This window comes from Mesorhizobium sp. P160219, assembly GCF_057786095.1.
Genome location: NZ_JBYNWG010000001.1, coordinates 1,306,465 through 1,326,783, shown reverse-complemented (window position 1 = coordinate 1,326,783; position 20,319 = coordinate 1,306,465). Strand labels below are relative to the sequence as shown.

General features: G+C 64.3%; 18 protein-coding genes and 1 pseudogene. 10 read left to right on the top strand and 9 right to left on the bottom strand.

All coding sequences use genetic code 11. The features are described 5' to 3' along the window. Positions 1–34: 34 nt before the first annotated feature. Complete coding sequence (locus AC3EMP_RS06600) at positions 35–811, bottom strand: DUF427 domain-containing protein (protein ID WP_352710256.1); 777 nt, start codon at positions 809–811, stop codon at positions 35–37. Between the two features lie 15 nt (positions 812–826). Further along, positions 827–2,185: an LLM class flavin-dependent oxidoreductase gene (locus AC3EMP_RS06595; protein ID WP_023668832.1), complete on the bottom strand. Its 1,359-nt coding sequence runs from the start codon at positions 2,183–2,185 to the stop codon at positions 827–829. 191 nt (positions 2,186–2,376) lie between these two features. On the opposite strand from AC3EMP_RS06595, the gene AC3EMP_RS06590 reads away from it, so the two are divergent. Further along, complete coding sequence (locus AC3EMP_RS06590) at positions 2,377–4,179, top strand: dipeptide ABC transporter ATP-binding protein (RefSeq protein WP_352710252.1); 1,803 nt, start codon at positions 2,377–2,379, stop codon at positions 4,177–4,179. A gap of 81 nt (positions 4,180–4,260) precedes the next feature. On the opposite strand, the pseudogene AC3EMP_RS06585 reads toward AC3EMP_RS06590, so the two are convergent. Then, positions 4,261–4,440 (bottom strand): annotated as a pseudogene (locus tag AC3EMP_RS06585) (ATP-binding cassette domain-containing protein); the annotation flags it as partial. Between the two features lie 139 nt (positions 4,441–4,579). On the opposite strand from AC3EMP_RS06585, the gene AC3EMP_RS06580 reads away from it, so the two are divergent. From AC3EMP_RS06580 to AC3EMP_RS06560, 5 genes are read left to right on the top strand one after another with little or no spacing between them, the layout of a single operon-like run. After that, the gene (locus AC3EMP_RS06580) at positions 4,580–5,815 is read left to right on the top strand and encodes an ROK family transcriptional regulator (protein ID WP_352500282.1); all 1,236 of its coding nucleotides are present in this window, start codon (positions 4,580–4,582) and stop codon (positions 5,813–5,815) included. Positions 5,816–5,829: 14 nt separating this feature from the next. Beyond that, positions 5,830–6,909: a Gfo/Idh/MocA family protein gene (locus AC3EMP_RS06575; RefSeq protein WP_023822107.1), complete on the top strand. Its 1,080-nt coding sequence runs from the start codon at positions 5,830–5,832 to the stop codon at positions 6,907–6,909. Then, positions 6,909–7,745 (top strand): sugar phosphate isomerase/epimerase family protein, encoded by an 837-nt coding sequence (locus AC3EMP_RS06570; protein WP_023696939.1) that lies wholly within the window; start codon positions 6,909–6,911, stop codon positions 7,743–7,745. Before AC3EMP_RS06575 ends, AC3EMP_RS06570 begins: the two co-directional genes overlap by 1 nt. Next, positions 7,742–8,545: an alpha/beta fold hydrolase gene (locus tag AC3EMP_RS06565; RefSeq protein WP_027049253.1), complete on the top strand. Its 804-nt coding sequence runs from the start codon at positions 7,742–7,744 to the stop codon at positions 8,543–8,545. The genes AC3EMP_RS06570 and AC3EMP_RS06565 overlap by 4 nt, the downstream gene beginning before the upstream one ends. Continuing rightward, positions 8,542–9,435 (top strand): ROK family protein, encoded by an 894-nt coding sequence (locus AC3EMP_RS06560; RefSeq protein ID WP_023696938.1) that lies wholly within the window; start codon positions 8,542–8,544, stop codon positions 9,433–9,435. Before AC3EMP_RS06565 ends, AC3EMP_RS06560 begins: the two co-directional genes overlap by 4 nt. A gap of 26 nt (positions 9,436–9,461) precedes the next feature. On the opposite strand, the gene AC3EMP_RS06555 is transcribed toward AC3EMP_RS06560, so the two are convergent. The 6 genes from AC3EMP_RS06555 to AC3EMP_RS06530 form a co-directional block, all read right to left on the bottom strand. Continuing rightward, on the bottom strand, positions 9,462–10,460 hold the full coding sequence (locus AC3EMP_RS06555; RefSeq protein ID WP_023668840.1) for an ABC transporter ATP-binding protein: 999 nt from the start codon (positions 10,458–10,460) through the stop codon (positions 9,462–9,464). A 30-nt stretch (positions 10,461–10,490) separates the two neighbouring features. Next, positions 10,491–11,552, bottom strand: a complete 1,062-nt coding sequence (locus tag AC3EMP_RS06550) for a Gfo/Idh/MocA family protein (RefSeq protein WP_023755586.1) — start codon at positions 11,550–11,552, stop codon at positions 10,491–10,493. Between the two features lie 250 nt (positions 11,553–11,802). Then, a complete protein-coding gene (locus tag AC3EMP_RS06545; RefSeq protein WP_023668842.1) occupies positions 11,803–12,642 on the bottom strand; it encodes a carbohydrate ABC transporter permease in 840 nt (279 codons plus the stop codon). A gap of 227 nt (positions 12,643–12,869) precedes the next feature. Continuing rightward, positions 12,870–13,799 (bottom strand): carbohydrate ABC transporter permease, encoded by a 930-nt coding sequence (locus tag AC3EMP_RS06540; protein ID WP_352710249.1) that lies wholly within the window; start codon positions 13,797–13,799, stop codon positions 12,870–12,872. Between the two features lie 245 nt (positions 13,800–14,044). Then, complete coding sequence (locus AC3EMP_RS06535) at positions 14,045–15,304, bottom strand: ABC transporter substrate-binding protein (protein WP_023668844.1); 1,260 nt, start codon at positions 15,302–15,304, stop codon at positions 14,045–14,047. 1 nt (position 15,305) lies between these two features. After that, the gene (locus tag AC3EMP_RS06530) at positions 15,306–16,262 is read right to left on the bottom strand and encodes an N-acetylmuramic acid 6-phosphate etherase (protein ID WP_023694233.1); all 957 of its coding nucleotides are present in this window, start codon (positions 16,260–16,262) and stop codon (positions 15,306–15,308) included. A gap of 199 nt (positions 16,263–16,461) precedes the next feature. Here AC3EMP_RS06530 and AC3EMP_RS06525 point away from each other — a divergent pair, with 199 nt between their 5' ends. Genes AC3EMP_RS06525 through nagA form a run of 4 tightly spaced genes read left to right on the top strand, consistent with a single transcriptional unit; the run spans position 16,462 to position 20,319 of the window. Next, positions 16,462–17,340: a glucosamine kinase nucleotide-binding domain-containing protein gene (locus AC3EMP_RS06525; RefSeq protein ID WP_023819484.1), complete on the top strand. Its 879-nt coding sequence runs from the start codon at positions 16,462–16,464 to the stop codon at positions 17,338–17,340. After that, positions 17,337–18,119, top strand: coding sequence for a GntR family transcriptional regulator (locus AC3EMP_RS06520; protein WP_023668847.1), 783 nt, complete (start codon positions 17,337–17,339; stop codon positions 18,117–18,119). Before AC3EMP_RS06525 ends, AC3EMP_RS06520 begins: the two co-directional genes overlap by 4 nt. After that, a complete protein-coding gene (locus AC3EMP_RS06515) occupies positions 18,116–19,147 on the top strand; it encodes an SIS domain-containing protein (RefSeq protein WP_023694234.1) in 1,032 nt (343 codons plus the stop codon). The genes AC3EMP_RS06520 and AC3EMP_RS06515 overlap by 4 nt, the downstream gene beginning before the upstream one ends. Further along, positions 19,144–20,319 (top strand): N-acetylglucosamine-6-phosphate deacetylase, encoded by a 1,176-nt coding sequence (gene nagA / locus AC3EMP_RS06510; protein ID WP_352710246.1) that lies wholly within the window; start codon positions 19,144–19,146, stop codon positions 20,317–20,319. Before AC3EMP_RS06515 ends, nagA begins: the two co-directional genes overlap by 4 nt.

Genomic DNA, 20,319 nt, shown 5'->3' with positions numbered 1-20,319 from the left:
TTGAAACCCCTGTCTGAAATGACTGTTGAATGGCTTAAGCGACTGGTTCGCCGTCGAGATGGATGCGGTCGACGGCTTGCGGGTAAAAGGCGATGAGGCCCCTGATCTTGGGCATTTCGGCAATGGGATCGCGGTAGCTCCAGGCGACATCGGGGCTTACCGAGCCGTCGGCGCGCCGGCCCGACCAGTAGGAGGCGATGCCCTTGTAGGGACAGCGCGTCGTGCTGTCCGAATCGGTCAGCCGGTCGAGCCTGACATCGTCCGGGTGCAAATAGAAACGCGTCGGCAGATGCGTTTCGAACAGCAGCACCGGGCGATGGCTGTCGGCGATCAGTTCGCCGTCGAACCAGATCTGGACATGGCTTGAACTCTGCAGAGCGTCGATGCGGGCGTATGGGTCGCGGGCGTGGACGAAGACTTCTTCCTCCTCCTCGAACCATTGGTCGACCGCTTTCCAGGTGAAGGCGATGCGGCCGGCCAGTGGCGACAGGCTTTCATCCTGCGGCGCGACAAACGACCAGGCCGCATTGGGAGAAGCTTTCGATCCCGTCTCCAGGTCCCAATAGGTGGTTTCGCCGCCGACTGGATGCGGCTGGCGACGCTCGGACGGCTTCAAGAGCGAGCGGTCCACCGAGGAGGCCGGGAAGAAATAGATCGGCAGAAAATGGTTGGAGCGCAGCACCAGGACGTTGCGGCTGTCGGCGATGGTGCGGCCGGCGAATTTGACCCGAATGCGCTTGGGGCTGTGCAGAACATTGATGAGCTGCGGAGCCGTGGCTTCGCGGGGCTGAAGTTTTGGCGCTGCGGTCATATCAGTTGCCCCAAGTCAGGATACGGCGCGCACATTGTCGCGCTGTTCGGCGAAGCGGTTGGCCGGCCGAGCCAGGCCGAAACGATCACGCAGCGTCCCCGGCGCATATTCGGTGGGGAATACGCCGCGGCGCTGCAGTTCCGGCACGACCTGCTCGGCAAAATTCACCCAATCCTCCGGGAGCAGCGGGAACATCAGGTTGAAGCCGTCGGCGGCACCTGCCTCGAACCAGTCCTGCAGCTGATCGGCGATCTGGTTCGGTGTGCCGACGACGGTCGGCACCGAACCGCTGTTGGCGAGCTTGCGAGCGATCTCGCGCAGAGTGAGGTTCTGCTTCGACCATTCCTTGACGCGATTGAGCGAGGTGCGGCCGCCATTGAAGGTGCTCTCGTCCGGCAGCGGCGGCAGCGGGCCGTCCGGCGGATATACGGAGAGATCGACGCCGCTCCAGCTCGAGAGAAGGTCGATGCCGACCCGATCGGGAAGCAAGCTCTGCAGATACTCCTGCCGCTCGCGTCCCTCCGCTTCGGAAGCTGCGACGATCGGCAGGATGCCCGGCAGGATCTTGAAGCTCTCGGGCTTGCGGCCGTAACGGGCGAGGCGCTCGTTGATGTCCTGCCTATATTTGATGCCGTCTTCCTTGGTGCTGTAGATGGCAAAGTGCGCATCGGCATGCGCGGTAGCGAAATTCTTGCCGTCTTCGGACGAGCCGGCCTGGACGATCAGCGGATGGCCCTGCGGCGGGCGCGAGACATTGAGCGGTCCGCGCACCTTGAAGTGCGGGCCCTTGTGGTTGATCGCATGGACCTTGTCGGGATCGGCGAAATAGCCCGATGCCTTGTCGATAAGCAGGGCTTCGTCTTCCCAGCTGTCCCACAGTGCCTTGACGATATCGAGGAATTCGGTGGCGCGCTCATAGCGAAAGGCGTGCTCGATATTGCCGTCGCGGCCGAAATTGCGGGCCTCCTCGTCCATGGCCGACGTCACCACATTCCAAGACGCCCTGCCCTTGCTGATATGGTCGAGCGACGCAAACATGCGGGCGACATTGTAGGGCTCGCTGTAGGAGCTCGAGGCGGTGGTGATGAGGCCGATATGCCTGGTCACGCCGGCAAGCGCCGACAACAGCGTCAGCGGTTCCAGGCGGGCATTGGCGTAATGGGCTACGCCGCTCTGTACGGAATCCCAGATCGCGACATGGTCGGCGACGAAGATCGTATCGATCCTGGCGCGCTCGGCAGACTGGACGAGATCGCGGTAGAAGTCGAAGTCGAGCACTTCGCGGCCCGGCGCGCGCGGATGGCGCCACGACATGCGATGATCGCCCTGCGGATTGAAGAAAAACGCGCTGAGGATCATGTGGTCGCGTGCCATGCCGGTCTCCTTGCAGAACTGCTTCAGGCGACCGTCGCGATGCCTCGACCGGCTGCGACAATCTCTCCTGAGCGGTGAAAGGTAGATTGCGCTCCAGCTTAATTCGAGTAATTTTATAGAGATTGTGCGGCGCGAAAGCGGAAGCGATTGCCCTCGAAGACCGCGCCGAAAGAAAGTGGTTTCAGCAAGACATGTCGTCATCGGTTCTGAACGTCGAGCAGCTCACCGTCGCCTATGATGAACGCCGGGGATCGCATCCGGCCGTCAACGGCGTGTCGCTCACCATCGGCGAAGGCGAAGCGCTCGGCCTTGTCGGCGAGTCCGGCTCGGGCAAAAGCTCGGTGGCACTCGCTATTCTGCGCTATCTGCCGAGTAACGCCCGGATCGCCGCGTCGGCGCTCGAGTTCCAGGGCCGCGAGATCCGCAATCTCTCCGGCGAGCAGCTTCGCCGGCTAAGGGGCGATCGCATCGCGGCCGTCTACCAGCATCCGGGTGCGGCGCTCAATCCGGCCATGACGATTGGCCGGCAGATCACCGAGACGATCATGCGGCATCGCCCGGTTCGGCAGGACGAAGCACGCACCCGCGCCGCCGAGCTGCTCGGCCGCGTCAGGGTGAGCAATCCGGAGCGGGTGCTCGATCTCTATCCGCACGAATTGTCGGGCGGCATGCAGCAGCGCGCCAACATCGCGATTGCCATTGCGCTCGACCCGTCGCTGCTGGTGCTGGACGAGCCGACGACGGCGCTTGACGCCAGCGTCCAGTCCGAGATCGTCGCCATCCTGCAGGACTTGCGCCGCGATCACCAAACCAGCGTTCTGCTGATCAGCCATGACATCAACATGGTCCGCCGGGCCTGCGATCGGGTGGCCGTGATGCAGTCGGGGACGGTGGTCGAAAGCGGCATCGCCAACGATGTCTTCGAGAACCCTGTTCACGCCTACACCAAGGCGCTGATCGCCTCGATCCCGGCGCTCAACTTCACCAAGCGCGACGGCAGGCTGGCCGAGATGCACACAACCGGCCCGTCGAAGCCTGTCCGCAGCGATCAACCGGAAGCCGCACGTCCGATCGCCGTCGCCTGCAAAGGCATCAGCCACGCCTTCGGCTCCCAGGCCGTCCTGCACGATATCGACCTGGAGATAGCCCAGGGCGAGACGTTCGGGCTGATCGGCGAATCCGGCTCCGGCAAGTCGACATTGGCAAGGATCGTGACTGGCCTCCAGACGCCGGACGCTGGGTCGGTCGAGCTGTTCGGCAGCACTGTCGCGCCGCGCGTCGAGAAAAGAAGCCTGAGCGAACGGCGCGACGTGCAGATGGTGTTCCAGTCACCCGACCGCACGCTCAATCCGCGCCAGCGGATCGGCAGGATCCTCGGCCGTCCGCTGCGGCGGCTCGCCGGCTTTAGCCGCAGCGAGGTGAAGCAGCGTGTCGGCGATCTCCTGGCCTCGGTTCGTCTTGCCGCTACGACCGTCGACCAGAAGCCGAGATCGCTGTCTGGTGGCCAGCGCCAACGGGCGGCGATTGCGCGCGCCTTTGCCGGCGTGCCGAAGCTCGTGGTGTTGGACGAGCCGACCTCTGCGCTCGACGTTTCCGTGCAGGCGACCGTGCTCAATTTGCTCAACGACCTGCAGCGCGACAAGGACACCACCTATCTGTTCATCAGCCACGACCTCAGGGTGGTGCGCTATATGGCCGACAGGATCGGCGTGCTCTATCGCGGCCGGCTGGTCGAGGCGGGGTCATCCGAGCAGATTTTCCGTGGCCCCAACCACCCCTACACGAAGCTGCTTCTGGCCGCCTCCTCGGATGAGACGGCGCCGAGGGCTCCGGCTCAGCTCGACGTCGCGGCACACGATGCCGAAACCTCCGGATGCTCCTTTGCCGCCCGCTGTCCTGTCGCGCTGCCCGATTGCCGAAAGGCGCAACCACCCGTCAGGCAGGCCGGCGACGGTCATCTGATCGCCTGCTGGAGGGACACAGGCAGTCTCTGATTGCGAAGCGGGCCGGCCCAACTGCAAGCCTGCCTTCGAAGAGATGTCCCCCGGCCGATGCGCCGGAGGACAGGCTTGGGAGGCGCCGGACGTCGGCTGGAAATTTCCGGCGATGGTTTTGACCAGCGTCGATTTGCCGGCACCATTGTCGCCCATCAGGCCGAGAACCTCGCCCTCATTGATGTCGAGCGACACATTGTCCAGCGCGCGGACGGCACCGAAATCCTTCACGATATGTTCGAGACGCGCTAGAACCGGCACGCATCCTCCCATGCCAATTTGTAAGTTTCTGATACAAATCCTCGTTTGAAACTTGGGTCAAAGGGCTTGGGGATGCTGAATATCTTGTTGCAATGCACCCAACCTTGGGTCTTTCAAACCGCCTAGAAATTCTATTAGTATGCAAATCAAACAAATTGTGGAGAACGACGTGCTGGTGTCGACCGATCTTCGGCCGAACGAAACGAGGGCACTTGCGGCGCTGTTTCGTGCCGGCGCGTTGAGCCGAGCGGCGCTCGCACGCGATCTCGGCCTGACCCGGTCGACCACCGGCGCCCTGGTGCTGGGGCTGACCGAAGCCGGTCTGGCGCGCGAGCGGTCGGATGGAACGGATGACGAGCAGGATAGCGAGGGTCGGGTCGGCCGTCCCGGTATCCTGGTCGAGATCGAAGGCAATGGCGGCTTCTTCCTTGGCGCTTATATCGGCGTCAACTGGATCGCAGTCGTGACTGTCGACCTTGCCGGCGCGCGGCGTGCGAGCGCCTCTAGGGCATTTGCCGGCCCCGGTAGCACGCCCGAAGCCGCGGTCGACATCATCAAGGAGCTCGTTGCCGAGATCCGGTCGCAATTGCCTGAAGGCACGCGCCCCTACGGGCTCAATGTCGCCGTGCCCGGCTTCCCCGCAGCTGATGGCGTCTCATACCATGCCACCATCCTTGGCTGGCACGGGGTCAATCTAGCGGAGCTTTTGGGCAATGCCTTTGGCGACGATTTTCCGATCCTCTTGGAAAACGATGCCAATGCCGTCGCGGTGGCCGAGACATACCGGCCGCAGCCGGGAAAGGACGATGAGGATGCCCTGGTCATCCTGATCGAGAACGGCGTCGGCGGCGGCATCATCAATGCCGGCAGGCTGCATCGCGGCCGACTCGGCGGCGCCGGCGAAATCGGTCATCTGCGCATCGGCGACGAAGGTTTTGTCTTCGACGCGAAGCGCCCGGGCCGACTGGAATCCTATGTCGGCAAGGATGCTTTACTGGCTCGCTATTTGCACATAAGCGGACTGCGCGCCGGCGTGGATGAGTTTGTCGCAGCGCTTGCCGGCGGCGATCCGGCAGCCGTTGCCACCGCGCGCGACTGGGCGCTCTGGTTCGGCCGCGGCCTGGCGACACTTGCCTGCACCTTGCAGCCGGAGCGCATCATCCTCTCCGGCTCGGTCAATGCGGTCTATCCCTTTGTCGCCGAGCAGGTGGAAGCTTTCTTGCTGGACTTCCTGGCTGAAGGTTACCCCGTTCCCACGGTCGAACTGTCGCGCGTCGGGGCCGACGGTCCGGCATTGGGCGCTGCCTGTCTGCTGCATCAGGCAGCTTTGTCGGGCGATCCGCAATTTCAACTTCGCGGCCTCGCCGCGCGCTAATCAGGAGAGATTCAATGCCTCGCAAAGACGAAAAGCGGCTGCGTGTCGGCGTGCTCGGCTGCGGTCCGATTGCCCAGGCGGCGCATTTCGAATCCTGCACCAAGGCACGCAATGCCGATCTCTATGCCATTTGCGATGTCGCCGACGATCTGCGCGACAGGATGGCCGCGACCTACGAGCCTGAAAAATCCTATGCCGACTACGGCCTGATGCTGGCCGATCCCGATCTCGATGCCGTCATCATCGCGACATCGGACATTTTTCACGTCAAGGCCGCGGAACTGGCGCTCGATGCCGGCAAGCATGTGCTTTGCGAAAAGCCGCTGGGCGTTTCGGTCGAGGAGGTCGAAGGCTTGCGGGCCACGCTCGACAAGAGCGGCAAGGTGCTTCAGGTCGGCCATATGAAGCGCTTCGATCCCGGCATCCAGGCGGCAAAGGCTTTCGTCGACGACGAAATGGGCGAGCGGCTGGCGTTCAAAGGCTGGTACTGCGACAGCACCCACCGCTACCCGATGACCGATGCAGTGCAACCGCTGATCATCACCAGCGCCAAGGCGCGCAAGCCTGCCGTCAATCCCAAGGCGGATCTGCGCCAATACTACATGCTGGCGCATGGCAGCCATCTCCTTGATACGGCGCGCCATCTGCACAGGTCGATCGAGGCGGTGGAGGCCCGGCTCACCGAGCGCTATGGCGCCTATTGCTGGTTCATCACCACCATCTTCGCCGACGGCACGATCGGCCATCTCGACCTGACGGTCGCCGTGCGCATGGACTGGCACGAAGGGTTCCAGATCTACGGCGAGAACGGCAGCGTTCTCGCGAAGACCTATAACCCCTGGTACTACAAGAGCAGCGAGGTCGACATTTTCCGCGAGGCCGATGGCAGTTGGCACCGGACGCTTGGCGCGGATGGCCACTTCTATCGCCGGCAGCTCGAAGGCTTTGCCGATGTCGTGCTAAATGGCGCGCCGATGATCGGCGCCGGCATCGAGGACGGCATCGCCTCGGTCAGGGGCATGGCGGCCATCGCCCGCTCGGCCGCTGCCGGCGGCCGCGCCGTCCGTCTGGCCGATGTCGACGGGGTCGTGTGATGCAGCTTGGGATTTTCGCCAAGACCTTCGCCACCACCGGCGCCTTGCCGGTGCTGCGCGCGGTCGCGGACGGCGGCTACACGGCGGCGCAGTTCAACATGGCGTGCCTTGGACTGCCGTCGATGCCGGACAGCATTGAGCTCGGCGCGGCCCGGTCCGTCGCTGAGGCGAGCGGCGAGGCCGGCGTTTCGATCGCGGCGGTTTCGGGAACCTACAACATGATCCACCCGGATCGCACGGTTCGCATCCAGGGACTCGCCCGGCTTGAGGTACTGGCCGCGTCATGCGCCGATATGGGCACCCGTCTGATTACGCTGTGCACCGGCACAAGGGATGCGCAGGATCAGTGGCGCTGGCATCCCGACAATGCAAGCGAGGCGGCATGGAGCGATCTGCGGACGGAGATGGAAGCGGCGATCGCGATTGCCGAGCGCTTCGACATCGAGCTTGGCATCGAACCGGAACTGGCCAATGTCCTCTCCAGCGCCCGGGCCGCACGCCGCCTGCTGGACGAAATGAACAGCACGCGGCTGCGCATCGTGCTCGATCCGGCCAATCTGTTCGAAGTGGCCGACAGCGCGGAGCGTCATCGCCTCATCGACGAAGCCATCGATCTGCTGGCCGCCGAGATCGGCATGGCCCATGCCAAGGACCGCCATGCCGATGGCAGTTTTGCCGCAGCCGGAAAGGGCGTGGTCGACTTCCCGCATTTCATCGGCCGCCTGAAGGCTGCCGGGTTCGACGGCCCCTTGATCACACATGGCCTGACAGAGGCCGAGGCGCCCGGCGTCGGCGCTTTTCTGCGCACCGTGCTGGAAGCGAGCGACGACACGTGAAAAAGACCTTCAGCCGAGATGGCGTCGACCTTGCCTACCGGGACGTCGGCGCCGGGCCTCCCTTCATCTTTCAGCACGGCCTAGGCGGCGACGACGCGCAGGTCGCCGACGTGTTTCCCGATCTGCCGGTGACCCGGCGGGTGACGCTCGAATGCCGTGGCCAGGGTGGATCCGGCTACGGGCCGGTCGAGCGGCTTTCGATCGCGACGTTTGCCGAGGACATTGAAGCGTTGGCCGACGATCTCGGCATCGGTCCGGCCGTCGTCGGCGGCATTTCGATGGGCGCGGCGCTGGCACTGCGCCTGGCGGTGCATAAGCCGGCCCGCGTGCGCGCGCTGGTGCTCGCGCGGCCCGCCTGGGTAGCCCAGGCGGCTCCGGAAAATATGAAGCCCTATGCCGTCGTCGGCAATCTCTTGATGCGCCATTCGCCTGAAGACGCCAGGCGTCTGTTCGATGACAGCGCTATTGCCGGCGAACTGGCCAGGCTGGCGCCGGACAATCTCGCCAGCCTGCAAGGCTTCTTCAATCGCCCGGACCCGGTTCTGTTCGGTAGGCTGCTTTCGGCGATCGCCGGCGATGGTCCCGGCGTGAGCGAGGCGGACATCCGCGCTATCGCGGTGCCGACTCTTGTCATCGGCCATGACCATGACCTCGTCCATCGCCTGGCCGACGCACAGACGCTGGCCGGACTCATTCCGTCGGCCCGGCTTTGCACCATCACAGCCAAATCGCAGGATCGCGCCGCCTACCGGCTGGAATTCCGCGCCTGTCTTTCGGAATTCCTGGAACCGCTCGCATGACGCATCAAACGATGGACGACACGATCGCCGTGGTCGAGATCGGCGGCACGTCGGTCAAGGTTGGCTTTGCCGACCACGGCATCCCGGTGGATTTTGCCCGCACCTACCCGACCGCGCAACTGCGCAAGGGCGCGCCTGTGGCGGGGTTGGCCGATGCGGTCACCGCAGCCTGCCGCGATGCCGGGCTCAAACCTGCACGGGTCGTTGCGACGGTGCCTGGGTTCATCGACCGCGACTTCGACACGGTGCTGCACACGGCCAACATTCCCGAGCTGAACGGCATCCGGCTGGGTACGGAACTGGCATCGCGGCTCCGCGTTCCCGTGCGGCTCGAACGCGACGTCGTGCTGCAATTGCTCGGTGAAAGCGTCGCCGGCGCAGTGAAGCGGCAAAAGGAAGTGCTGGCGGTCTATCTCGGCACCGGCATCGGTGCGGCCTATCTCGGCAAGGACGGCATTTTCAGGGGCGGCGGCTGGGCGCTGGAAATCGGCCATATGCCGATCTACCGGCCTGACGAAAGCGGACCGCCAAACCGCGTCGAGACCTACGCCTCAGGGGCAACGCTTGTCGACCTTGCCGCGGACTACGATATCCCGGTTGCCGAGCTGTTTTCGGCAACCGGGCAGCCGCCGTCGCTGCGCGAATGGCTCGATGAGATCGTCTGGCAGCAGGCGGTGACCATCGCAACGGCAGCCGCTTTGTTTTCCCCGCAGACGATCCTGATCGGTGGCGGCATTGTCGACATGAAGTCCTATCCCCGCCAGGCGCTCAAGCAGCGCATCGCGGACAGCCTGCCGCATTCGCTTGTTGTAGAGCCTCTGGACATACGCTGGGCGGCCCTGGGCTGGCAGGCGGCGATCCATGGCGCGGTGCTGCTCGGCGCGGTGTGATCGCCGTGGTTGCTGTCGGCGAAGGATTACTTGATCGTCTTCCCGTCCGCCCCAAACCGGTATGTCTTACCCGGCTCCGGCGTTGCATACAGCGTCGCACCTGGCTCGGCGTCGTAGACACCGAAAATGCGGACCGTGATCAGCCCGGCCTTTTCGCAGTCGAGATAGAGGTTGGTGTCGGCGCCGAGATGTTCGGCATGCACCACCGTTCCCTTCCAGGCGCCGGACCTTGGATCCACGGTCAGATGCTCCGGCCGCACGCCGATCGTCTTGGCCGTCTCGCCCAATCTGGCGCCGTCGATGAAATTCATCTTCGGCGAGCCGATAAAGCCGGCGACGAACTCGTTTGCCGGCGAATTGTAGAGCTCCATCGGGCCGCCGATCTGCTCGATCTGGCCGGCGTTGAGCACGACGATCTTGTCGGCCAGCGTCATCGCCTCGACCTGGTCGTGGGTGACGTAGATCATCGTCGCCTTCAGCCGGCGATGCAGCTGCGCGATCTCCAGCCGCGTGTTGACGCGAAGCGCTGCGTCGAGGTTCGACAAGGGCTCATCGAAGAGGAACAGTTTTGGCTCGCGCACCACGGCGCGGCCGATGGCGACGCGCTGGCGCTGGCCGCCTGACAGCTCCGCCGGCCGCCGCTCGAGATACGGTTCCAGCGACAGCATCGACGAGGCGACGCCGATGCGGCGTTCGATCTCCGGGGCGGGCGTGCCGGCCTGCTTGAGGCCGAGGCCCATATTGTTCTTCACCGTCAGATGCGGGTAGAGCGCGTATGTCTGGAACACCATGGCGATGCCGCGTTTTGCCGGGGGCGTGGCCGAGACATCGGCGCCGTCGATCACCACCCTGCCGGAGGTCGAATCCTCCAGCCCGGCGATGACCCTGAGCAAGGTTGACTTGCCGCAGCCAGATGGGCCGACGAAGACGACGAATTCGCCGTCGGTCACTTCGAGGTTGATGCCTTTCAGCACCTCGACCGGCCCGAAGGCCTTCTTCACATTCTCGATTACCAGCGAGCCCACGGCTTCGTCCTTGTTCTAGAGTTTGCCCTACTAGAGCTTAACTGGGGCGCCGCTGCGCACGCTCTCATCGGCGGCAAGGCAGACGGCGAGCGATTTCACCGCGTCGTCCATGTGGCGGGTCAGGTCAATGTCTTCCCGGATCGCCTTCAGCACGAAGGCCTGTTCGAGATCGCAGAGGTCCTGGTGGCCGGGTTCGCCGTCCATCGACAGCATCTCGTCCGGCCTGGCGAACTTGCCGTCCGCGCCGGTCGCCGCACTGTGCAGGCGGATGGTCGAGGTCTTGGTGTGGGTGTCGATGTCGTCCGACTTCACACCTTCCTTCATGACGATCGACACGCAGCCATTGGGCGAAATCACGTCCTTCACGAAGAACGCTGTCTCCGAGATCATCGGGCCCCAAGCCGCCTCGTACCAGCCGACCGAGCCGTCGTCGAACAGCACCTGGAGATGGCCGTAATTGTACATTGTCGGCGCGATCTCCTCGGTCAGCCGCAGCCCCATGCCGCGCACCTCGACCGGCCTGGCGTCGGTGATCTGCAGCATCACGTCGAGATAGTGCACGCCGCAATCGACGATCGGCGACGTCGTCTGCATCAACTGCTTGTGCGTCTGCCAGGTCGGGCCTGACGATTGCTGGTTGAGGTTCATGCGAAACACGTAAGGGCCGCCGAGCTTGCGCGCCTCGGCGATCAGCCTGACCCAGGACGGGTGGTGGCGCAGGATGTAGCCGATCACCAATTTTCGGCCATTGGCCTTGGCCGCGGCGACGACGCGCTTGGCGTCCGCCACCGTCGTTGCGAGCGGCTTCTCGACGAAGACGTGGCAGCCGGCCTCGAATGCCTTCACCGCATAGTCGGCATGGCTGTCGGAATAGGTGGCGATGCAGGCGACATCCGGCTTTTCATCGCGCAACGCGTCGTCGAAGGAGCGCCTGATGCCATAGCCCGACAGCCCGTCCGGTAACGGCACGTCGGAGCGGTTGATCAGGGCCGCGATCTCGAAGCCCGGATTAGTGTGGTAGGCCAGCGCATGGCTACGCCCCATGTTACCGAGGCCTGCGACGACGACGCGAAGGGGCGATTTAGAGGTCACCTAACTACTCCAGATGTTCCAGTTGTTCCTTCTGAGAGGGTGTCACCCCACCCGGCGCTTCGCGCCGACCTCCCCATCGAGGGGAGGTAGGACGTTGGCGCGAACACCCTCACTGCCAAAGAAGCTTCTCCGAAAGTCGCCCTTTGGCGGTCGTGAATGAAGCCACGACCTTTTACCTCCCCTTGATGGGGAGGTCGGCGCGCAGCGCCGGGTGGGGTGAAGGCTCCAGCAGAGATTTGTAGGGCTCCGCTCACTTGACGGCTCCGGATGTGATGCCGCGGATCAGCTGCCGCGAGAAGATGACGTAGAGGGTCAGCACCGGCATGATCGCCAGCGAGAGTGCGGCCAGGATGGCGTTCCAGTTGGTGACGAACTGGCCGAGGAACAACTGCGCGCCGAGCGTCACCGTCTTGGTCTCTTCCGACGGCGCCAGGATCAGCGGGAACCACAGATCGTTCCAGATCGGGATCATGGTGAAGACGGCGACCGTCGCCATCGACGGCCGCACCAGCGGCAGCACCAGCCGGAAGAAGATCGTGTATTCCGACAGGCCGTCGATGCGGCCGGCATTCTTCAGATCGTCGGACACCTGCTTCATGAATTCCGACAGGATGAAGACGGCCAGCGGCAGCCCCTGCGCGGTGTAGACCAGGATCAGCGCCGTCAGCGTGTTGACCAGCCCGCTCGCCACCATCAATTGCAGGATGGCGACGGTGCCGAGCCGGATCGGGATCATGATGCCGAGCGCGAGGTAAAGCCCCATCAGCGTGTTGCCGCGGAAGCGGTATTCCGAGAGCGCGAACGCCGCCATCGCGCCGAACAGAAGCACGAAGAACAGCGAGGCGACGGTGACGACCAGGCTGTTCTGGAAATAATGGATGAAGTCGCCCTGGCCGATCACCGTGGTGTAGCCGATCAGGTCGAAGGTTTTTGGCGTCGGCGGCGTCAGCGGCTCGCTGAAGATGCCGGCGCGCGATTTGAACGAGTTCATGATGACCAGGATCACCGGAAACAGCGCGATCGCCGTATAGGTCAGAAGGATCGCGTGGGCGCCGATGGTGCGGGGCAGCGAACGGGTGGCGGTGCTCATTGGAAGGTCTCCTGACGAGCGATGACTGTTGAGGTCGGCACCAAGGCACCCCCCTCTGTCCTGCCGGACATCTCCCCCTCAAGGGGGAAGATTGGCAGCTTGAGGCTCGGCGCCTCTTCTCCAACGCTGGAGATTTGCGAAGCCAATGGTGCCATCCAATCTCCCCCCTTGAGGGGGAGATGGCCGGCAGGCCAGAGGGGGGTGTTTAGCCGTAACATGTCTGCCCTCTAAAACTGGTAGCGACGCAGGCGCGTCTGGACGAGGAACAGGTAGACGCAGACGCCGCCGAGGATGATCAGGAACATCATCGTGGCGATCGCCGCACCCATATTGGGATCGCCGGTCTGCAGCTGGAAGCCGAAGAAGGCGCGGTAGAGGAAAGTGCCCAGAATATCGGTCGAATAGTTCGGGCCGGCCAGCGCCCCTTGCGCGGTGTAGATCAGGTCGAAGGCGTTGAAATTGCCAACGAAGGTCAGGATCGAGATGATGCCGATCGAGGGCAGGATCAGCGGCAGCTTGATCTTCCAGAACTGCGACATGCCGGTGATGCCGTCACACTCGGCCGCCTCGATCACCTCTTCGGGGATCGACAGCAGCGCCGCATAGATCAGCATCATCGGAATGCCGACGAACTGCCAGACCGAGATCAGGCTGAGCGCGGTCAGGGCATATTGTTCTTTGCCGAGCCACGGCGTGAACAGGCTTTTCAGGCCGACCAGATCCATCAGATGCGGCGCCACGCCCCACAACGGCGACAGGATCAGTTTCCAGGCGAAACCGACGATGACGAAGGAGAGGATGGTCGGCACGAAGATCGCGGTGCGATAGAAGGCGGCGAATCTCAGCCTCGGGCTGGACAGCAATGCCGCCAGCATGACACCGATCGGGTTCTGCACCACCATGTGGATGATGAAGAACCAGGTATTGTTCCGCAGCGCGTTCCAGAAGCCGACCGACCAGTTGAGGTCGCCGAACAACGTACGGAAATTAGTGAAACCGACGAACACCTGATGCTGATCGACATTGCGGAACAGCGACAGCTGCAGCGTGCCGGCCAGCGGCAGGATCATGATCGCCGTATAGACCAGCAGCGCCGGCGCCAGAAAGACGCCGATATGCCAGCGGAACGGTCGTTTCGGTCGTGTTTGTGCGGCCATGAGTGCGGTCCCCGCCGATCAGGTTTAGCAATGCCTTCGACGGCAGCGCTGCCCCCTCACCCTTACCCTCTCCCCGTGAAGGACGGGGAGAGGGGGCGCCTGCGTTTCGGCTAATCCTTCTCCCGTCACTATACGGGGAGAAGGTGCCGGCAGGCGGATGAGGGGCGGCGCCGTCGTTCGCAGTCGATGATGCTGTCGAAAAACGCAGGGCCGTCCACTTGGGGCCCTGTCTGTTGTCTGAGCTCTTATTTGCCCGGCTTGTACCAGCTGTCGAGGCCGTCCTGCAGCTTCTTGGCGGCAGCTTCCGGCGTGTCGGTGCCATTGATCACGTTGGCCGATTCAACCCAGGTTTCGTTCTCGAGGTTCGGCGTGCCGCGCGACAGGATCTGGTAGGTCGAGCGGATCGTCGACTTGCACTTGTCGCGCCAGGAGACGAATTCCTGCGCCAGCGGGTCTTCCATCTTCACCGGGGTGGAATTTAGGCTGAAGAAGCCCGGCAGTGCGTTGGCGTAGATGGTGGCGAAGTCCGGCGAGGCGACCCAGGACAGGAAGGTCTTGGCCGCGTCGGCATTCTTCGACGCCGCATTCAGGCCCATGCCGATATCGGTATGGTCGGAGATGTAGCAGGTGTCGCCGGCCTTCTCGACCGGCGGCGGGAAGGCGCCCATCTTGAACTGCGCCTGGGTGTTGAACAGACCGATCTCCCACGATCCCGCCGGGTAGATGGCGGCGCGGCCAAGCGTGAACAGGTTCTGGCTGTCCGGATAGGTCTGGGCCTCGAAGCCGTCGCCGAGATAAGGCTTCCACTTGGCCAGTTCCTCATAGGGAGCAACCCAGTCCTTGTCGGTCAGCTTCTGGTCGCCCTTGATCAACGCTGCGCGGCCCTCTTCGCCCTTCCAGTAGTTCGGACCGATGTTCTGATAGCCCATGGTCGCGGCTTCCCAGAGGTCCTTGGTGCCCATGGCCATCGGGATGTAGGTGCCGTCGGCCTTGATCTTGTCGAGCGCGGCGAAGAACTCGTCACGCGTCGTCGGCACCTTGAGGCCGAGCTTGTCGAAGGCGTCCTTGTTGTAGATGAAGCCGTGAATGACCGAGGCCATCGGCACGCAGAAGCTCGCCTTGCCGTCGTCGGTCTGCCAGGCGGCCTTGGCAACGGGCGAAAAGTTTTCCATGCCGGGCAGCGCCGACAGGTCGGCAAGGTTGCCCTTCTTGAACAGTTCGAGCGACTTGTCGAACGGGCGGCAGGTGATCAGGTCGCCAGCCGAGCCGGCGGCGAGCTTGGCGCCGAGTGCGGCGTCATACTCGGTCGGCGCCGACGGTGCGAACACCACTTTGATGCCCGGGTTCTTGGCCTCAAAAGCCGGGATCAGCTTGTCCTTCCAGATGGCAAGGTCGTCGCCGCGCCAGCTTTCGATATTGAGCGTTACGTCATCGGCGTGAGCCAACCCGGCGGTGCCGAGAATGCTGGTGCCGAGAAGCAGTGCCGTCAGTAATTTCGTTGTCATGCTAGTCTCCCTGTTGACCTTTTTCAGGTTCGGTTTTGAGAACAGGGGCCTTCGCGCCCTTGTTCCCCTCGATCGCGGAAAGGGCTGGCCGCAGCTTCTGGCCGGTCCCTTCCAGTATCTTCTCGGCCGCAACGGCGTTGGCAGCGCCGGCGGCGAGCAGAATGGCTGTCTTGACGACGCCGCCGCTCGCTTCGAGCAGCCGCACGGCGTCTTGCCGGTCGCGGCCGCTGATAGCGGCGACGATGCGAGCCGCGCGGTCGCGCAGCTTGATGTTGTCGGCGGTGAGATTGACCATGTAGCCGTCATGGACATGGCCGAGATGAATGGCGGTAAGCGTCGACAGCATGTTGAGCGCGATCTTCTGGGCAGTGCCGGCGCCCATGCGCGTCGAGCCGGCAATCACCTCCGGTGGCGTCTCGAGCAGGATGGCGACGTCGGCCAGCCTGAGCAGGGGCGTGTCCTTGTTGTTGGCAATGGCGATGGTTGCCGCGCCCCGGCTGCGCGCATCCTTCAGCGCCTGCACCGCATAGGGCGTCGAGCCGCTGGCCGAAATCGTGATCAGGCAGTCGCCCTTGCCGATGCCGGCGCCGGCAATTGCCGTCGAGGCTTCGTCGGTGTCGTCTTCCGGTCCGCCGGCCAGGGTCTTGAAAGCGTCGTCGCCACCGGCGATGAGGATGGCGATGCGTTCGCGCTTGATGCCGAAGGTGCCGGGCAACTCCAGCGCGTCGGCCAGCGCCATCAGGCCGGAGCTGCCGGCCGCAGCATAGGCGAGCTTGCCGCCGCCGTTCAGCCGCCCGGCGATGATTTCGGCTGCGGCGGCGATGGCGGGAATGGCGTCGCGCACAGCCTTGGCGGCCTCGATCTGCGCATTGACCAAAGAAGAAAGGATGGCGTCCGGGGCCTGGATGTCCAGTCCCTCGGCATTGCTGTGAAGCGCTTCGGTGCGCGGTTCGGCCATCCCTGTCCCTCCGATGGAAGAACAATACCAAAAAAATACCACTTGTCCACACGCATTAACGAAATTGCGAACTGGAAAGCCTTGATCCGGCAAAATTCCCGGGTTTTTCAACCTGATACGCCTTAATCTTTTTGAAACGGAAATTAATCCCTTGGCTATTGGTATTTTATTGGTATTATCCGCCCGGAGGAGACATCGCGTGAAATTCGTGCTCGGTATCGACGGCGGCGGCACCAGCTGCAGGGCAGCCCTTGCGACAGGCGATGGCGTTGTCATTGGCCGTGCCAAAAGCGGCGCCGCCAACATCCGCACCGATCTCACCGGCGCTCGCACCCACATCGTCGAGGCTGCTCGTCAGGCCTTCATCGCCGCCGGGCAAGATCCGGACCTGATCCCGCAGACACCAGCCATTCTCGGCCTTGCCGGCGCCAATGTCGGCACCTACCGCCAGCAGCTTGAAGCAATCCTGCCGTTCAGCATCAGCCGCGTCGAGACGGACGCCGAGATCGCGCTCGAAGGGGCAGTCGGCTCTGGTGACGGCGCCATGGCCATCCTCGGCACCGGCACCGCCTATATGGCGCGCAAGGGCGGCAGGTCGCGCGCCATCGGCGGCTGGGGCTTTCAGGTCGGTGATCAAGGCAGCGGCGCCCGGATCGGCCGCGACCTGCTGGAGCAGACGCTGCTCGCCCATGACGGCGTCCGGCCGCGCTCAGCCCTGACCGACAGCATGATGGCCATTTTCCGCAACAATCCCGAAGACGTGGTCGAGTTCACCACCAATGCCAAGCCCGGCGATTTCGGCGGCTTCGCGCCCAAGGTTTTCGAGCATGCCGAGAAGGGCGACAGCGTCGCCAACTGGATCGTGGACAAGTCGGTTGCCGATGTCGAGGCGTCGCTCCACGCGCTCGACCTCTCTGATGACGCCCCGCTCTGCCTGCTCGGCGGGCTGGCGCCGCTCTATGGGCCGCGCCTTTCCCAGCGCTACCAGGCGCTGCTGAAAGCGCCGCTCGACGATGCCCTGGGCGGCGCCGTGCAGATGGCGGCCCGCATCTTCGTCAAAGCGGAGGCGACGCGATGAGCGATGCCGCCGACCAGATCTTCGCCACGCTGAGGCAGTCGTCGCAGAGCGGCGCCCCGCTCTACCTGCAGCTCAGGAAAAGCATCGAGGACGCCGTCAATCGCGGCCTGATCGGGCCGGGCGATGCGCTGCCTTCCGAGCGCGACATCGCCACCAAGGCCGACATTTCGCGCGTCACCGTCCGCAAGGCGGTGCAGGACCTAGTCAAGGGCGGCATCCTCGTGCAGCGCCACGGCTCCGGCACCTTCGTGGCGCCGCGCATGGAGCGCGTCGAGCAGTCGCTGTCCAGGCTCACTTCATTCACCGAGGACATGGCAAGGCGCGGCATGGCGGTGCGTTCAGCCTGGCTCGACCGCGACCTCTACCCGCCCTCGCCCGACGAGATGATGGTGCTCGGCCTGTCCTCGAACGAGCTGGTGGCGCGCGTGGCGCGCCTGCGCATCGCAAACGACACGCCGCTGGCCATCGAGCGCGCCTCGTTGTCGGCCAGCGTGCTGCCGGATCCGGCCGGGATAGGCTCGTCACTCTATGCGGCGCTGCAACTGACCGGCAACCGGCCGGTGCGGGCGGTGCAGCGCATTTCCGCCGCCAATCTCGGCGACGCCGATGCGCGTCTGCTCGAAGTGCCATCCGGCATTGCCGGCCTGCACATCGAACGCATTTCCTATCTCGCGAGCGGCAAGGTGATCGAGTTCACCCGCTCCATCTACCGCGGCGACGCCTATGATTTCGTCGCCGAACTGCGCCTGACAGGGCCGAGCGAAGAGGGCCGACCATGATCCCCAAGACCACCCATATGCGGCGCGAGATCGACGAAATTCCGCAAGCCGTCGCGCGTCTGCTCGATGGCTCGGCGGCGGTGCTGACCGAGGCCGGACGCGGCATTCGCGAGCGCGATCCGAGCTTCGTCGTTACCGTCGCGCGCGGTTCGTCCGACCATGCCGCCACCTTCATGAAATATGCCGTCGAACTGACCGCCGGCCTGGCCGTGGCATCGGTCGGTCCGTCGATCGCCTCGATCTACGGCGCCAAGCTCAAGCTCGCCGGTTCCGCTTGCCTCGCCATCTCGCAATCCGGCAAGAGCCCTGACATCGTCACCATGGCCGAGACGGCACGGGCCGGCGGTGCGCTCACCGTCGCCATCACCAACACCGCCGATTCGCCGCTGGCTCGGGCTTCGGATTTTGCCATCGACATTCTGGCCGGCCCCGAGCGCAGCGTCGCGGCGACCAAGACATTCGTCAATTCGGCGGTCGCCGGCCTGGCGCTGATGGCGCATTGCACCGGCGACGACAGACTGCTGGCCGCCCTTGCCCGCCTGCCCGAGCATTTCAGCAAGGCGATCGCCTGCGACTGGATGGCGCTGGCCGGCGCATTGGAGACGCCGCAATCGCTGTTCATCCTCGGCCGTGGCCCGTCGGCAGCGATGGCCGACGAGGCGGCGCTGAAATTCAAGGAGACCTGCGGCATGCATGCCGAGGCCTACAGTGCAGCCGAAGTCATGCACGGCCCGCTGGCGCTGGTCGGGCCAGGCTTCCCGGTGCTGGCGCTCGCCGCCCGCGATGCCTCCGAGCCGTCCGTGGCAGAGGCTGCCGACAACCTTGCCGGCAAGGGTGCAGCAGTTTTTGTAACCTCGGACAAAGCCAAGAGCGCGGCGCGGCTGCCGCATGTCGCCACCGGTCATCCCTTGACCGATCCGCTGACGCTGATCGTCTCCTTCTACGGCTTCGTCGAAGCCTTCGCCCGCCATCGCGGCCTCGATCCGGACGTACCGCGCAATCTGCGCAAGGTGACGGAAACCGTATGAGCGACCGTTTTGCCCTGACTGGCGCCCGAATTTTCGATGGCGACGACTGGCATGATAAGGCCGCCCTTGTCGTGCACGGCGATGTGGTCGAAGGCATTCATCCCGTCGGCGCCATTCCGTCGGGCGTTGCCCGCATCGACGCCGGGGGCGGCATGCTGGTGCCGGGTTTTGTCGACCTGCAGGTCAATGGCGGCGGCGGCGTCATGCTCAACGACCATCCCGATGTCGCCTCGCTGGCAACAATCTGCCGGGCGCATGCGCCGTTCGGCACGACCGCACTGCTGCCGACGCTAATCACAGATACGCCTGACATCACCGCCGCGGCCATTGCCGCCGGCACCGAGGCGGCACGGCAAAAACTGCCGGGGTTTCTCGGCCTGCATCTCGAGGGACCGCATCTCTCCGTCGCCCGCAAGGGCGCGCATGAACCGGCGCTGATCCGGCCGATGACGGATGCGGATGAAGCGGCGCTGGTCGCGGCACGCAAAAACCTGCCGGTGCTGCTGACGACGATCGCGCCCGAATCCGTCGAGCCCGCCCGTGTTGCGGCTTTGGCCAAGGCCGGCATCGTCGTCAGCCTCGGCCATTCCGATGCCGGCTATGCCACGGCCAGAGCCTTTGCCGACGCGGGCGCCAGCGTGGTCACACATCTGTTCAACGCCATGAGCCAGATCGGCAACCGTGAGCCGGGGCTGGCGGGTGCGGCCATCGACATAGGCAGTCTGTCGGCCGGGATCATTGCCGACGGCATCCATGTCGATCCCGCCACCATGGCAATCGCGCTGCGCGCCAAGCAGGGGCCGGGCAGGATCGTGCTGGTCACCGACGCCATGGCGACGATCGGCACCGACATGACGTCGTTCACCCTCAACGGCCGCATCATCTATCGCAAGGATGGCAGTCTGCGGCTGGCCGACGGCACGCTGGCCGGCGCCGATCTCGATATGATCTCGGCCGTCCGCTACATGCACAGGATCGTCGGGCTGGACCTGTCGGAAGCGTTGCGCATGGCCTCGCTCTATCCGGCGCAGGCGGTCGGCCAGGCCCACCGGCTCGGCCGCTTCGCCAGTGGCACGGCTGCCGATATCGTCGCTCTGTCGGACAACCTCGACGTCAACGGCGTCTGGATCGGCGGCGACAAGGTTTTTGCAGGCGCGGACAGTCCGCGCTAA

Bases quoted from the DNA above. Each gene is read 5' to 3' on its own strand.
- AC3EMP_RS06600 (WP_352710256.1), bottom strand. From the start codon at position 811: ATGACCGCAGCGCCAAAACTTCAGCCCCGCGAAGCCACGGCTCCGCAG.
- AC3EMP_RS06595 (WP_023668832.1), bottom strand. From the start codon at position 2,185: ATGGCACGCGACCACATGATCCTCAGCGCGTTTTTCTTCAATCCGCAG.
- AC3EMP_RS06590 (WP_352710252.1), top strand. From the start codon at position 2,377: ATGTCGTCATCGGTTCTGAACGTCGAGCAGCTCACCGTCGCCTATGAT.
- AC3EMP_RS06580 (WP_352500282.1), top strand. From the start codon at position 4,580: ATGCAAATCAAACAAATTGTGGAGAACGACGTGCTGGTGTCGACCGAT.
- AC3EMP_RS06575 (WP_023822107.1), top strand. From the start codon at position 5,830: ATGCCTCGCAAAGACGAAAAGCGGCTGCGTGTCGGCGTGCTCGGCTGC.
- AC3EMP_RS06570 (WP_023696939.1), top strand. From the start codon at position 6,909: ATGCAGCTTGGGATTTTCGCCAAGACCTTCGCCACCACCGGCGCCTTG.
- AC3EMP_RS06560 (WP_023696938.1), top strand. From the start codon at position 8,542: ATGACGCATCAAACGATGGACGACACGATCGCCGTGGTCGAGATCGGC.
- AC3EMP_RS06545 (WP_023668842.1), bottom strand. From the start codon at position 12,642: ATGAGCACCGCCACCCGTTCGCTGCCCCGCACCATCGGCGCCCACGCG.
- AC3EMP_RS06540 (WP_352710249.1), bottom strand. From the start codon at position 13,799: ATGGCCGCACAAACACGACCGAAACGACCGTTCCGCTGGCATATCGGC.
- AC3EMP_RS06535 (WP_023668844.1), bottom strand. From the start codon at position 15,304: ATGACAACGAAATTACTGACGGCACTGCTTCTCGGCACCAGCATTCTC.
- AC3EMP_RS06530 (WP_023694233.1), bottom strand. From the start codon at position 16,262: ATGGCCGAACCGCGCACCGAAGCGCTTCACAGCAATGCCGAGGGACTG.
- AC3EMP_RS06520 (WP_023668847.1), top strand. From the start codon at position 17,337: ATGAGCGATGCCGCCGACCAGATCTTCGCCACGCTGAGGCAGTCGTCG.
- AC3EMP_RS06515 (WP_023694234.1), top strand. From the start codon at position 18,116: ATGATCCCCAAGACCACCCATATGCGGCGCGAGATCGACGAAATTCCG.
- nagA (WP_352710246.1), top strand. From the start codon at position 19,144: ATGAGCGACCGTTTTGCCCTGACTGGCGCCCGAATTTTCGATGGCGAC.